11 protein-coding genes are annotated in these 13,049 nt (G+C 71.3%); 1 reads left to right on the plus strand and 10 read right to left on the minus strand.

Annotation, left to right across the window (positions count from 1 at the left end):
• Position 1: 1 nt before the first annotated feature.
• From AB0G59_RS08490 to AB0G59_RS08505, 4 genes are read right to left on the minus strand one after another with little or no spacing between them, the layout of a single operon-like run.
• Positions 2-1,345 (minus strand): NADH-quinone oxidoreductase subunit D, encoded by a 1,344-nt coding sequence (locus tag AB0G59_RS08490; RefSeq protein ID WP_360909316.1) that lies wholly within the window; start codon positions 1,343-1,345, stop codon positions 2-4.
• The gene (locus AB0G59_RS08495) at positions 1,345-2,094 is read right to left on the minus strand and encodes an NADH-quinone oxidoreductase subunit C (protein ID WP_360909317.1); all 750 of its coding nucleotides are present in this window, start codon (positions 2,092-2,094) and stop codon (positions 1,345-1,347) included. Before AB0G59_RS08495 ends, AB0G59_RS08490 begins: the two co-directional genes overlap by 1 nt.
• The gene (locus AB0G59_RS08500; protein ID WP_071964089.1) at positions 2,091-2,645 is read right to left on the minus strand and encodes an NADH-quinone oxidoreductase subunit B; all 555 of its coding nucleotides are present in this window, start codon (positions 2,643-2,645) and stop codon (positions 2,091-2,093) included. Before AB0G59_RS08500 ends, AB0G59_RS08495 begins: the two co-directional genes overlap by 4 nt.
• Positions 2,646-2,660: 15 nt before the next feature.
• Positions 2,661-3,020, minus strand: a complete 360-nt coding sequence (locus AB0G59_RS08505) for an NADH-quinone oxidoreductase subunit A (protein ID WP_071964090.1) — start codon at positions 3,018-3,020, stop codon at positions 2,661-2,663.
• Between the two features lie 737 nt (positions 3,021-3,757).
• Here AB0G59_RS08505 and AB0G59_RS08510 point away from each other — a divergent pair.
• Positions 3,758-4,579 (plus strand): NlpC/P60 family protein, encoded by an 822-nt coding sequence (locus AB0G59_RS08510; RefSeq protein ID WP_360909320.1) that lies wholly within the window; start codon positions 3,758-3,760, stop codon positions 4,577-4,579.
• 499 nt (positions 4,580-5,078) lie between these two features.
• Here the strand turns inward: AB0G59_RS08510 and AB0G59_RS08515 are convergent, their stop codons facing one another.
• The 6 genes from AB0G59_RS08515 to AB0G59_RS08540 all read right to left on the minus strand — a co-directional run bounded on the left by AB0G59_RS08515 (position 5,079) and on the right by AB0G59_RS08540 (position 12,927).
• Positions 5,079-6,362 (minus strand): geranylgeranyl reductase family protein, encoded by a 1,284-nt coding sequence (locus AB0G59_RS08515; protein WP_071964096.1) that lies wholly within the window; start codon positions 6,360-6,362, stop codon positions 5,079-5,081.
• 98 nt (positions 6,363-6,460) lie between these two features.
• A complete protein-coding gene (locus AB0G59_RS08520) occupies positions 6,461-9,217 on the minus strand; it encodes a zinc ribbon domain-containing protein (RefSeq protein WP_360909322.1) in 2,757 nt (918 codons plus the stop codon).
• Between the two features lie 132 nt (positions 9,218-9,349).
• A complete protein-coding gene (locus tag AB0G59_RS08525) occupies positions 9,350-10,045 on the minus strand; it encodes a demethylmenaquinone methyltransferase (RefSeq protein ID WP_071965667.1) in 696 nt (231 codons plus the stop codon).
• 359 nt (positions 10,046-10,404) lie between these two features.
• The gene (locus tag AB0G59_RS08530) at positions 10,405-11,052 is read right to left on the minus strand and encodes a hypothetical protein (RefSeq protein WP_360909324.1); all 648 of its coding nucleotides are present in this window, start codon (positions 11,050-11,052) and stop codon (positions 10,405-10,407) included.
• Between the two features lie 4 nt (positions 11,053-11,056).
• On the minus strand, positions 11,057-12,253 hold the full coding sequence (gene mqnC / locus AB0G59_RS08535; protein WP_360909326.1) for a cyclic dehypoxanthinyl futalosine synthase: 1,197 nt from the start codon (positions 12,251-12,253) through the stop codon (positions 11,057-11,059).
• A gap of 80 nt (positions 12,254-12,333) precedes the next feature.
• On the minus strand, positions 12,334-12,927 hold the full coding sequence (locus AB0G59_RS08540) for a hypothetical protein (protein WP_360909328.1): 594 nt from the start codon (positions 12,925-12,927) through the stop codon (positions 12,334-12,336).
• Positions 12,928-13,049: the final 122 nt, after the last annotated feature.

Genomic DNA, 13,049 nt, shown 5'->3' on the forward strand with positions numbered 1-13,049 from the left:
GTCACCGGTCTACGCCTCCCATCACGGGATCGATCGAGGCCACGGCCACGATGACGTCGGCGACCTGGCCGCCTTCGCACATGGCCGCCATGGCCTGCAGGTTGGTGAAGGAGGGGTCGCGGAAGTGGACCCGGTAGGGGCGGGTGCCGCCGTCGCTGACCACGTGCACGCCGAGCTCGCCCTTGGGGGACTCCACGGCCGTGTACGCCTGCCCGGGCGGCACCCGGAAGCCCTCCGTCACCAGCTTGAAGTGGTGGATCAGGGCCTCCATGGAGGTGCCCATGATCTTCTTGATGTGGTCGAGGGAGTTGCCGAGCCCGTCCGGGCCCAGCGCCAGCTGCGCGGGCCAGGCGATCTTCTTGTCCGCGACCATGACGGGGCCGGGCTGGAGCCGGTCCAGGCACTGCTCGATGATCCGCAGCGACTGGCGCATCTCCTCCAGCCGGATCAGGAAGCGCCCGTAGGCGTCGCAGGTGTCGGTGGTGGGGACCTCGAAGTCGTAGTTCTCGTAGCCGCAGTAGGGCTGGGCCTTGCGCAGGTCGTGCGGGAGGCCCGCGGAGCGCAGGATGGGCCCGGTGGCGCCCAGCGCCATGCAGCCGGTGAGGTCGAGGTGGCCGACGTTCTGCATGCGGCCCTTGAAGATGGGGTTCCCCGTGGCGAGCTTGTCGTACTCGGGGAGGTTCCGGCGCATCTTCTTCACGAACTCGCGCACCTGGTCCACGGCGCCGGGCGGCAGGTCCTGGGCGAGGCCGCCGGGGCGTACGTAGGCGTGGTTCATGCGGAGGCCGGTGATCAGCTCGAAGATGTCGAGGACGAGCTCGCGGTCCCGGAAGCCGTAGATCATGATCGTGGTGGCGCCGAGCTCCATGCCGCCGGTGGCGATGGCCACCAGGTGGGAGGAGATGCGGTTGAGCTCCATGAGCATGACGCGGACGACCGAGGCGCGGTCGGGGACCTGATCCTCGATGCCCAGGAGCTTCTCCACGCCCAGGCAGTACGCCGTCTCGTTGAAGAACGGCGTCAGGTAATCCATGCGCGTGACGAACGTGGTGCCCTGGGTCCAGTTCCGGAATTCGAGGTTCTTCTCGATGCCGGTGTGCAGATAGCCGATGCCGCAGCGGGCCTCGGTGACCGTCTCGCCGTCGATCTCCAGGATGAGGCGCAGCACTCCATGGGTAGAGGGGTGCTGGGGGCCCATGTTGACGACGATGCGCTCGTCGTCGGCCTGCTTGGCGGCGGAGGCGATCTCGTCCCAGTCGCCGCCGGTGACGGTGTAGACGGCGCCCTCGGTGGTCTCGCGGGGACCGGCGGCGGCGTCGTGGGGAGTGGAGGACGGAGTGGACATCAGCTGTACGACCTCCGCTGGTCCGGAGCCGGGATCTGGGCGCCCTTGTACTCGACGGGGATGCCGCCGAGGGGGTAGTCCTTGCGCTGCGGGAAGCCCTGCCAGTCGTCGGGCATCATGATCCGGGTGAGCGCCGGGTGGCCGTCGAAGACCAGGCCGAAGAAGTCGTACGTCTCGCGCTCGTGCCAGTCGTTGGTCGGGTAGACGGCGACGAGGGACGGCAGGTGCGGGTCGTCGTCGGGGACGCCGACCTCCAGCCTGATCAGCCGGTTGTGGGTGATCGAGCGCAGGTGGTAGACCGCGTGCAGCTCGCGGCCCTTGTCCCCGGGGAAGTGCACTCCGCTCACGCCCGTGCACAGCTCGAAGCGGAGGGCGGGGTCGTCGCGCAGGGTGCGGGCGACGAGCGGCAGGTGCTCGCGGGCGATGTGGAAGGTGAGCTCGCCGCGGTCCACGACGGTCTTCTCGATCGCGTTCTGCGGGACGAGCCCCTGTTCCTCCAGGGCGCCCTCCAGCTCGTCGGCCACCTCGTCGAACCAGCCGCCGTACGGGCGGGGGGTCCCGCCGGGCAGCCGTACGGTGCGCACGAGGCGGCTGTAGCCGGTGGTGTCGCCGCCGTTGTTCGCGCCGAACATGCCGTGGCGGACGCCGATGACCTCGCCGTGGTCCAGGCGCTGGCCGGGCAGGTTCTGGGTGCCGAGATCCTTGTCGGGGTTGACCCCGTTCGGTCCCTTGGGGTTCTTCTCGCTCACCGGAGCAGCCCCTTCATCTCGATCAGCGGCAGGGCCTTGATCGCCCTCTCCTCCGCCTCCCGCTCCGCCTCCTCGCGGTGGGCGCCGAGCTTCTCGGACTGGATCTTCTTGTGGAGCTTGAGGATCGAGTCCAGGAGCATCTCGGGCCGGGGCGGGCAGCCGGGCAGGTAGATGTCGACCGGCACGATGTGGTCGACGCCCTGCACGATCGCGTAGTTGTTGAACATGCCACCGCTGGAGGCACAGACGCCCATGGAGATCACCCACTTGGGGTTGGGCATCTGGTCGTAGACCTGCCGCAGCACGGGCGCCATCTTCTGGCTGACCCGGCCGGCCACGATCATCAGATCGGCCTGCCGGGGCGAGCCGCGGAAGACCTCCATGCCGAAGCGGGCCAGGTCGTAGCGGCCGGCGCCGGTGGTCATCATCTCGATGGCGCAGCAGGCCAGGCCGAAGGTGGCCGGGAAGACGGATGCCTTGCGCACCCATCCCGCGGCCTGTTCCACGGTGGTCAGCAGAAAACCGCTGGGCAGCTTTTCCTCGAGTCCCATGTCCCGCGAAGCCCCCTAGTCCCATTCCAGGCCGCCGCGACGCCAGACGTAGGCGTAGGCGACGAAGACGGTGAGCACGAAGAGGAGCATCTCCACGAGCCCGAACAGCCCCAGGGAGTCGAAGGTGACGGCCCAGGGGTAGAGGAAGACGATCTCGATGTCGAAGACGATGAAGAGCATCGCCGTGAGGTAGTACTTGATCGGGAAGCGGCCGCCACCGGCCGGGTGCGGGGTCGGCTCGATGCCGCATTCGTACGCCTCGAGCTTGGCGCGGTTGTACCGCTTGGGCCCGATGATCGATGCCATGACCACGGAGAAGATCGCGAAGCCTGCACCGAGGGCTCCCAGTACGAGGATGGGCGCGTAGGCGTTCACCGCTCCTCGCTCCTTCCAGTCTGTCGACGCTGACTGCTGGCTGACCGGACCCGGCGGCGGGCTCACCGCCCCCTGCCGCCGGCGAGCCGTCCTCGGCGGGATCACCGCGAAGATCGCCGGCATGTGAGGCAGTTCACAAGCCCGGTTCGATTGCATCCTATGCCCGTCGGTCTGTGATCTGCGACACGGCGAACACGACCACGTTTGTGATCTCCACCACCTGACGAACGATCATCAAGTCGGATGAGCGGTGATCTTCATACGCGAAGCGGTTGAGTGATCACCAGAGGTGACAATCGGGGGTCGAAGCGCTGGTCGGAGCGGTGAGGCACTATCAAGCCGTGGCCGGTTCGCGCAAATTGGCATGATCGATTGTCAAGTGATAAGGGGGGCGCGCCCGCTGGGCCGGCCGCCGTCGCCGGCCACTGCCCGCCGTCCGGTCGCCGGGGCGCCGGGCGGGACGGGCGTTGCGTGAGTTCCGCCACGCGCCGAGAGGTTCGGGATCCGGTTTTGCCGGGTAGCCTCGACGGGCGGACCGTAAAGGTGATAAGACGTCCGCCGACCGTCGGTCGGATGGCCAAATGCCGTGCTGAGGGGCCTGATCGCCCCCCGGGGCCGGGGCCGCGCCGTGACCCTCCCGTGATCCGAAGGTCCGAATTCTGGGCGCGTTCACGCCAATTGTGACGCACGTCACTTATCTTGAACTCAACCTGTGCGGCCTGATAGTCCGTTGTCCCATGTCCCCGAACGCGCACATAACCAGCCACCGGAAGCCCCGTCGCCCCGCGACCCAGTCGTGGGTCGTCCGCACGGGTGTTGCCGGTGGCGTCCTCAGCACCCTGGCCGTGGCCGGCACCGCTTCCGCCACCACGTCCGAGAAGCCCACCGAGGCGACCATGGAGATGCCCGCGTTCAACGCGGCGCTGTCCACCTCCATCGCGCAGAGCGCGGTCGCCACGCAGCAGACCGCTGTGGACTACCAGGTCCGCGCACAGGTCGAGGAGGCCCTCGACCAGGCCAAGGCCGACGCCAAGAAGGCCAAGGAAGAGGCCGAGCGCAAGGCCGAGGCCGAGCGCAAGGCCAAGGAGAAGCGCGAGGCGGACGAGGCCCGTGCCTCCCGCACCAGCGACCGCGGCTCCCTGGGCACCAAGTCGACGTCCGCGTCCGGCAGCGAGGCCGGCTCGTCGTCCTCCTCCACGGCCACGGGCAGCTCCGCGAGCCTGGTCAACTTCCTGCGCGCGCAGGTCGGCAAGGCCTACGTGATGGGCTCCACCGGCCCGTCCTCCTACGACTGCTCGGGCCTGGTCATGGCTGCCTACAGCCAGATCGGCATCGACCTGCCCCGCGTCTCCCAGGACCAGTCGACGGCCGGCACCCAGGTGTCGACCTCCAACCTCAAGGTCGGCGACATCCTCTACTGGGGCTCGGCGGGCAGCGCGTACCACGTGGCCGTCTACATCGGCGGTGGCAAGTTCATCGGCGCGCAGAACCCCAGCACGGGCATCGTCGAGCGCGACATGAGCTACTCCCCGCCCACGGGTGCCGTCCGCGTCATGTGACGCACGTGCGCTCCGCGCACACCGGACACGGAAGGGCCGCCGTTCCCCCCGCTCGGGACGGCGGCCCTTCGGCATGTCCGGGTGCCCACCCCCGTTGTCCACGGGCACCCGGTCCCCTGTGCCGGTAACCGAGTCTGGGCGGATGTCCGGCCGAAGGGCAAACCCCTTCGGCACGGGTCGAATTCGGACGTACGACGGAAGGGCCGCCCGGGCGGAAAACCGCAGGCGGCGGCCGTGGAACGGCCAAAAACGGGACCGCCCGCCGTGCGGGGGCGTTCGCACGGCGGGCGGCGCGGAGGGACGGGTCCCCGGTCAGGGAAGGCGGCCGGCGGCGGGCCCGCCGGCCGGGGCCGCGGAGCGTTCGTCCACGACCCGCACCTTCCCTTCACGAGGGAGCCGTTCCATTCCCAACCGGAATGGGGTTCCCCTCATTACTTCCGTAAAGCCGACACGCCGAAACGGCGCAAAAGCTACTCGAAAGGGTGAATCTACGGGCGCGTTACGAGCGCGGGGCCACCTTGCTCAGGCCGTTGATGATGCGGTCCATCGCGTCGCCGCCCGTCGGGTCGGTCAGGTTCGCCAGCATCTTCAGCGTGAACTTCATCAGCAGCGGATGCGTCAGCCCGCGCTCCGTGGCCAGCTTCATGACCTTCGGGTTGCCGATGAGCTTCACGAACGCCCGGCCGAGCGTGTAATAGCCCCCGTAGGTGTCCTTGAGGATCTTCGGGTAGCGCTGCAGCACCAGCTCCCGCTGGGCGTACGAGGCACGGGCGTGCGCCTGGACGATGACGTCGGCGGCGATCTGCCCGGACTCCATGGCGTAGGCGATGCCCTCGCCGTTGAAGGGGTTGACCAGGCCGCCCGCGTCGCCGACGAGCAGCAGGCCGCGCGTGTAGTGCGGCTGGCGGTTGAAGGCCATGGGCAGGGCGGCGCCGCGGATGGGGCCGGTCATGTTCTCGGGGGTGTAGCCCCAGTCCTCGGGCATGGAGGCGCACCAGGCCTTGAGGATCTCGCGCCAGTCCAGCTCCTTGAAGGAGTTGGAGGTGTTCAGCACGCCCAGGCCGACGTTGCTGGTGCCGTCGCCCATGCCGAAGATCCAGCCGTAGCCGGGGAGCAGCCGGTCCTGCGCACCGCGCCGGTCCCACAGCTCCAGCCAGGACTCGAGGTAGTCGTCGTCGTGGCGCGGGGAGGTGAAGTACGTGCGCACGGCCACGCCCATCGGGCGGTCCTCGCGCCGGTGCAGGCCCATGGCCAGGGACAGCCGGGTGGAGTTGCCGTCGGCCGCGACGACCAGGGGCGCGTGGAAGGTGACCGGGGTCTTGTCCTCGCCGAGCTTCGCCTCCACCCCGACGATGCGGCCGGTGCGGTCGTCGATGACGGGCGCGCCCACGTTGCAGCGCTCGTACAGCCGGGCTCCGGCCTTCACGGCGTGCTGGGCGAGCTGCTCGTCGAAGTCGTCGCGCTTGCGGACCAGTCCGTAGTCGGGGAACGAGGCCAGGTCGGGCCAGTCCAGCTCGAGCCGGACGCCGCCGCCGATGATGCGCAGGCCCTTGTTGCGCAGCCAGCCCGCCTCCTCGGAGATGTCGATGCCCATCGACACGAGCTGCTTGGTGGCGCGCGGGGTGAGGCCGTCGCCGCACACCTTCTCGCGCGGGAAGGCGGTCTTCTCCAGGAGGAGGACGTCGAGGCCGGCCTTGGCGAGGTGGTACGCCGTCGTGGAGCCGGAGGGGCCTGCCCCGACGACGATCACATCAGCGCTGTGTTCGGTAGGGGACTCGGTCACGGCGGCTCTCCGTTCGGCGAGGGAAGGGTCGTCGCCGAGTCTATGAGCCGGGCGGGAACGGAAGGTCGGCGACCGCCCGTTCCCGCCCGGCCCCGGGCTCAGCTGACGCCGTAGGGCCCGACCCACCAGAACTGCAGGGCGGTGTCGAAGACCTTCCGGGCGTCGGGGTAGAAGCGCTCGCGCTCGGAGTACATGACCGCGTACTCGGTGCCGTTCTCGTCCACGTACGCCTGGTTCAGGGCGTGCATGACCTCGCCGTTCTTCTCCCGCCAGGTCCACTCCCACAGGGCGCCGGGCCGGCCCATGAAGGTGTTCGCGGTCATCTGGACCCGCTGGTAGCCCTCCTGCTTGCCGACCGACTTCTCCATCTCCTGGAAGTGGTCGTACGCCGACGCGCCCGCGTTCGGCACGATGCCGACGCGGATGTGGCCGGGGCCGGTGGGGCCGGCGTAGTCGATCTGGTTGGTGCCCTTGTTCTCGCGCTGCCAGGACTCGGGCACCGCGAGGGAGAAGCCCTCGGGAGAGGTCATCCGCTGGTAGCCCTTGGGGGGCTCACCCTTGGGGGGACGCGGCTTGGAGCCCGGCCGCGCGGACGCGGACGGGGACGGCCCCGCGGACGGCGCCCCCGAAGCACCGTCGCCCCCGGTGGCCCCGCCGGACGGCGCCTGACTCTGCGAAGCGGGAGCCTTGGCATCCTCCCCGCCCCCACTGTTCTTGCCGTTCCCCAGGAGCATCACCCCGGCCGTAGCGGCCCCACCGACCAAAAAGGCCGCCAGCCCGATGGCCACCCACATGAGCGGCCGCCGCACGGACCGCGCGGGCGCGGCCGGGACGGGGCCGGGGACGGTGAGGTGGGCGAAGGACGAGTGGGGGGACGGGGCGGGGGCGAACGCGTCGTACTGGGCGGTGGCCGGGCCGGCCGGGTGGGCGGCGAACGGCGCGGGCTGGGCGGCGGGTGCACTGGGGTGGGCGACGGAGTGCGCCACGGTCTGGGCGCCTGCCGGACCACCGGCGGGCGCGGGCTGCGCGGCAGGCTGAGCGGCCGACGACGGGGGCTGGGCCCCGGCCGGCGGTGCGGGCTGCGCGGCGGCCTGACCCGCTGCGGACGAGAGCTGGGCCCCGGCCGGCGAAGCAGGCTGCTTGACGGTCGGGCTCGGGGCGACCGACTGGGCCCCGGCCGGCGGCACGGGCCGCGCGGCGGCCTGGCCCGCCGCAGACGCGGCCGAGTCGGCCGCCTGGGCGCCGGCCGCAGGCGCGGCAGCCGCAGCCGGCGCCGCCGGCGGCCACGCCGGCTGTGCAGTCGGCGCGGTCGGCTGGGCACCGCCCGTCGGCATCGACTGGGCACCGCCCGACGGCATCGGCTGAGCGCCAGCCGTCGGCATCGGCGGCATCGGCGGCACCGGCTGGGCCGGCGGCGCGGGAGGCGCCGAGGGGGCGGTGCGGGGCGTGGAGGCCGGGCCGCGGGGGTGGGTCAGGGCTGTGGCCAGGAGGAGCGCGCCGGCGGTCCACAGGAGGCCGAAGAGCAGCAGTTCGCCGGCGTTCGTGGCGACCGATCCGTCCGTGCCCTGGCTCCGGGACGAGAAGGACGTGCCCGTCGTCATCTCCATCGCACCGCCGGAGACGAACGACAGCAGCCACAGCGTCGCCAGGAAGAAGATCCCGGAGAGCACCTGCTCGGTGCGGTCCGCCGAGCGGCGGGCCACCGTCACGGCCAGGATCACCGCGCAGGCCACGCCCGCCGCCACCGCGCCGGTCTGGGCCCAGCCGCCCGCGAGGTCGCCGATCTCGGAGAGGCCGAGGGTCTCGCCGGTGTGGCGTCCGTGCTCGGTGGAGGAGCCCTCCACGCCCGCGCCCCAGGACAGGCCGAGCGCCATGAGGCCGAGGTTGATCAGGAAGGGCAGCGAGCCGGCCCACGCCCAGTCGCCCGTCTCGTCCGGGTGGGAGGCGATCACGAAGAACACGATCACCCCGCACAGCGCCACCGACAGCCCGAGGGCGCGCAGGGCCGTGCCCCACGCCCGTACGGCCAGCTGGGCGCCGGCGCCCAGGCGCGCGGCCACCGCGTCGCGGCAGAGCACCGCGCCGCTCACCACGCCCGCCAGCGCGCCCGAGAACAGCGCGGCCAGCACAGGGGTGGTGGAGACGGAGACGATCTCGAGGTCCGGCTGTCCGTAGAGGCCGAGCAGGAGCACGGCCCCCGCACAGATCAGGGCGATGCGCAGCGTGGCCTCCGCGCCGCCGCCGGAGCCGCCGGAGCCGGCGGGCAGCGTGCGGCGCAGCCGCTTGGCGCCGAGGGCCACCGCACCCGCCCACAGGGCGGTGATGGTCAGCGGCCACACGGACACCGAGCCGCTGCCGCGCACCAACATCGTCAGCAGGCCGCCGCCGCTGCGCGTCTCGACCTCCAGGGTCGCGCCCAGCCCCTGCAGGAGCAGGCCGATGGCGGCCGGGAAGCGGTCGGACCAGCTGGTGAGGCCCAGTTCCTCGTAGTCACCGGGGGACGGCAGCGAGATCACGAGCGCGAGGACGAGCAGCAGGGCCGTCGGCCACGCCGCCGCCTTCGCGGAGCCCGCCCAGTCACCGGTGAAGGCGCGGCGCAGGAACAGCGCCCCGCGCGAGGGCGGGGCGTAGGGGGCGTACCCGGGCGGGGCACCCGGCAGCGGCGGCTGACCCGGCGGGGCCGGGGGCGCGGCTGGGGGCGGGGGCGACGGCGGCATGACAGGAGCGGTGGCGGTGCCGGCGGCCGTTGCCCCGGCCGCCGCCCTCTCCGCCTCCGGCCGTTCCTTTCCGCACTTCATGCAGAAGCGCGCGTCCGGTTCGAACGCGGAACCACAGGCGGGACAGAACGAGGGCATAGGGCCTCCGGGATTCGGACTGATCATGACTGGGAAAGGTCAAGATCGTACCGATCACAAATTGCCTGGCCATGACAACGAACAGGACGCGCAATAAGCGCGCCCTGCCCCGGAATTGCCCGTTCCGCAGCGCTACGCGAGCTTGGTGCCCCGGTGCAGCGCGACGACTCCGCCCGTGAGGTTGCGCCAGGCCACGTTCGCCCAGCCGGCCTGCTGCAGGCGCGTCGCGAGCCGCGCCTGGTCGGGCCACTCGCGGATCGACTCGGCGAGGTAGACGTAGGCGTCCGGGCTGCTGCACACGGTCCGCGCGATCGGCGGCAGCGCGCGCATCAGGTACTCGCTGTAGACGGTGCGGAACGGCGCCCACGTGGGGTGGCTGAACTCGCAGATGACCACACGGCCGCCGGGCTTGGTGACCCGCAGCATCTCGCGCAGCGCGGTGTCGGTCTCCTGCACGTTGCGCAGCCCGAAGGAGATGGTGACGGCGTCGAAGACACCGTCCGCGAAGGGCAGCTTCGTCGCGTCGCCGGCGGTCAGCGGCAGCCACGGGTTGCGCTTCTTGCCCTCGCGCAGCATGCCGGTGGAGAAGTCGCACGGCACGACGTACGCGCCGTCGGCGGCGAAGGGGAGCGAGGACGTGCCCGTGCCGGCCGCGAGGTCCAGGACCTTCTCACCGGGGCGGGCGGCGACGGCCTGCGCCACGGCCTTGCGCCACAGACGGGCCTGGCCGAGCGAGATCACATCGTTGGTCAGGTCGTACTTCGCCGCCACGTCGTCGAACATCGCGGCGACTTCATGCGGCTGCTTGTCCAGGGATGCTCGGGTCACGACCCCATTGTTCACCACGGGCCCGCGGGGCCTTCGACGGGGACTGGACGGGGACGGCTCGCCCGGGAAGGACCGGCCCCTCCCGCGGTGCGGACTGCGCCCGCTCCTGTGGGCCCCCGCCCCCAAGGCCTGCCGGTCCCCCACCCGTCGCCCCCTCGGCAACAAGGCTTGACCACCGGCAGTGCGCGTCCCTCATGGCCCGTCTGTCGACAAGGCCCTCCATGTCGCACCGCGGGACGGACCGTAGCGGCCGTCCCCGCGCCACTCATCCTGCCGGGTGACGGCGGACGGACGGCGTCCGTTGACACCGCCCTGACGTGCGGCGGACGCCTCTTGACGGTTCGCTGACGGGAGCCCGGTCAGCGGCGCCGGTACACCAGCCGCCCCGCGAGCACCGTGGCGACGCACGTGCCCGCTCCCGCCTCCGCCAGCGCCGCCTCGTCCGGTACGTCGAAGGCGGCGAAGTCGGCGCGACCGCCGACGACGAGAGGGCCCGCGACGGCGTCCGCGAGGCTGTACGCGTTGCGGAAGGGGTCGAGGTCCGGCTCGTCGAGGAGGATGCCGGGTGCGCCCAGGACCGAGACAGATGTCAGGCCCGACCGTGCGACCGCCGTCGACACCACCGGGTCGGAGCCGATCGCCACCGCCGTCGTGCCGTGGCGCAGCATCTGCTGCAGGCCGCGGCGGACGCTGCCCGCCCACCGCGTGTCGGTCATGTCGAGCGCCTCGAACCGCTCCCCCGTCAGCGGCCGGTCGCCCAGCTCGTCGTACTCACGGGGGTCGGGGTGGTAGGCACGCTTCAGCAGGTACGTACCGTGCCACTGCCGCAGCCCCGGCGTGATCACTCCCGGCCACCGCCGCACCCGCGCCCGCGGGAACGCCGCCGCGAGCTCCTCGTACGGACCGAGCGCCGCGACGGTGCCGCCGTCGACGAACACCGCCCCGCCCGGCACGGGGTCCGCGCCGGGGACGGCGATCAGCAGGTCGGCCGCGTGAAGCGTCAGCAACCCGTCAGCTCGCCTGGACGATCTTCAGCTCGGGGTGGGCCGTGCCGCCCTCGATCGCCGTGGAGGACAGGTGCGAGACGACGCGGTCGTCGACCGGGTCGTTCGCCGGGTCGTCGTGCACGAGCAGGTGCTCGTACGTGGTGGCGCGCTGCGCCGGGACGCGGCCCGCCTTGCGGATGAGGTCGATGATCTCCATGCGGTTGGAGCGGTGCTTGGCACCGGCGGAGGAGACCACGTTCTCCTCCAGCATGATCGAGCCCAGGTCGTCGGCGCCGTAGTGCAGGGAGAGCTGGCCGACCTCCTTGCCGGTGGTCAGCCACGAGCCCTGGATGTGGGCGACGTTGTCGAGGAAGAGCCGCGCGATGGCGATCATCCGCAGGTACTCGAAGATCGTGGCCTGCGTCCGGCCCTTCAGCACGTTGTTCTGCGGCTGGTAGGTGTACGGGATGAAGGCGCGGAAGCCGCCCGTACGGTCCTGCACGTCACGGATCATCCGGATGTGCTCGATCCGCTCGGCGTTGGTCTCGCCGGTGCCCATCAGCATGGTGGAGGTCGACTCGACGCCCAGGTTGTGGGCGAGCTCCATGATCTCCAGCCAACGCTCGCCGGACTCCTTCAGCGGCGCGATGGCCTTGCGCGGCCGCGCGGGCAGCAGCTCGGCGCCGGCGCCCGCGAAGGAGTCGAGGCCCGCGGCGTGGATGCGGCGGATGGCCTCCTCGGCGCTGACGCCCGAGATGCGCGACATGTGCTCGATCTCGGAGGCGCCGAGGGAGTGGATGACGAGCTGCGGGAACGCCTTCTTGATCGCCGAGAAGTGCTCCTCGTAGTACTCCACGCCGTAGTCGGGGTGGTGGCCGCCCTGGAACATGATCTGCGTGCCTCCCAGCTCCACGGTCTCCGCGCAGCGGCGCAGGATGTCGTCGAGGGGGCGCGTCCAGACCTTGTCGCTCTTCGGCGGGGCGTAGAAGGCGCAGAACTTGCACGCGGTGACGCACGAGTTCGTGTAGTTGATGTTCCGCTCGATGATGTACGTCGCGATGTGCTCGGTGCCCGCGTAGCGCTTGCGGCGCACGGCGTCGGCGGCCGCGCCCAGCGCGTGCAGCGGCGCGGAGCGGTAGAGCTCGAGCGCCTCCTCCGGGGTGATCCGGCCGCCTGCTGCGGCGCGGTCGAGGACGGACTGGAGGTCGGCGTTCTCGGTCACCGGGCGTCCCTTCGGAGGGGGTATGCAAATACCGGGCCAGACTACGCGAAGGGCCTTGGCGGGCTTGAGACCGGGCCGGTTCAGCCACCGGTTCTGGTGAGCGTCGCGGTGGGGCGGCCGCCGCGGGGGTCGTCGGAGGTGAACGCCAGCTTGCCGTCCGCGGCGAGGCTGTACGTCACGGTCGCCTTCTCCCCCGTGCACAGGGCCGTCTTCTCCCCGTCGGTGACCTCCTCCAGCGTGATCTTCCCGCCGGCGACGGACGTGAGCTTCGCCTTGCTGCGGCACTCCAGGACGCCGAGCACGGAATAGCTCGTCCGCACGACGTAGGCGCCCGGGCCGCCGGCGGTGACGGTGCTGGTCATGGTGCCGTTGGGGGTGCCGTCGGACTGGATGACGGAGCCGGTCCAGGTGCCGATGAACTCCTTCGGGAGGGTGCCGGTCGGCGGCTGCGGGGCGGTGGCCGCTGGGGGGCGCGCCGTCTTGCCGCCGTCGCCGCCGGGCAGGAGGTCGAAGACGAACAGTGCGGTGGTGGCTGCGGCCAGGGCGCCGGTGATGGTCAGTACGAGGGTGCAGCTGAGGCGGCGCTTGGTGCCGGCGGTAGCCGTGGCGGTGACGGTGGGGGCCTGGGCCAGATCGTGCCCCTGCCCCGCCCTTTCACCGTTTCTTGTCCTCAATCGCCGGACGGGCTGCAAAGGCAGCCATTCTCATCATACGGACAACAGTGGACTGGCCGAAGAGCGCCGTGCCACGCTTCCCCCATGTCCCGTGCTGGAATCGCCTTGGTGAGTCGGCGTCA

This window comes from Streptomyces sp. NPDC021096 (genome assembly GCF_040641275.1).
GTDB lineage: Bacteria > Actinomycetota > Actinomycetes > Streptomycetales > Streptomycetaceae > Streptomyces.

Coding starts and splice junctions, on each gene's coding strand:
- AB0G59_RS08490 (WP_360909316.1), bottom strand. CDS start 1,345: ATGTCCACTCCGTCCTCCACTCCCCACGACGCCGCCGCCGGTCCCCGC.
- AB0G59_RS08500 (WP_071964089.1), bottom strand. CDS start 2,645: ATGGGACTCGAGGAAAAGCTGCCCAGCGGTTTTCTGCTGACCACCGTG.
- AB0G59_RS08510 (WP_360909320.1), top strand. CDS start 3,758: ATGTCCCCGAACGCGCACATAACCAGCCACCGGAAGCCCCGTCGCCCC.
- AB0G59_RS08520 (WP_360909322.1), bottom strand. CDS start 9,217: ATGCCCTCGTTCTGTCCCGCCTGTGGTTCCGCGTTCGAACCGGACGCG.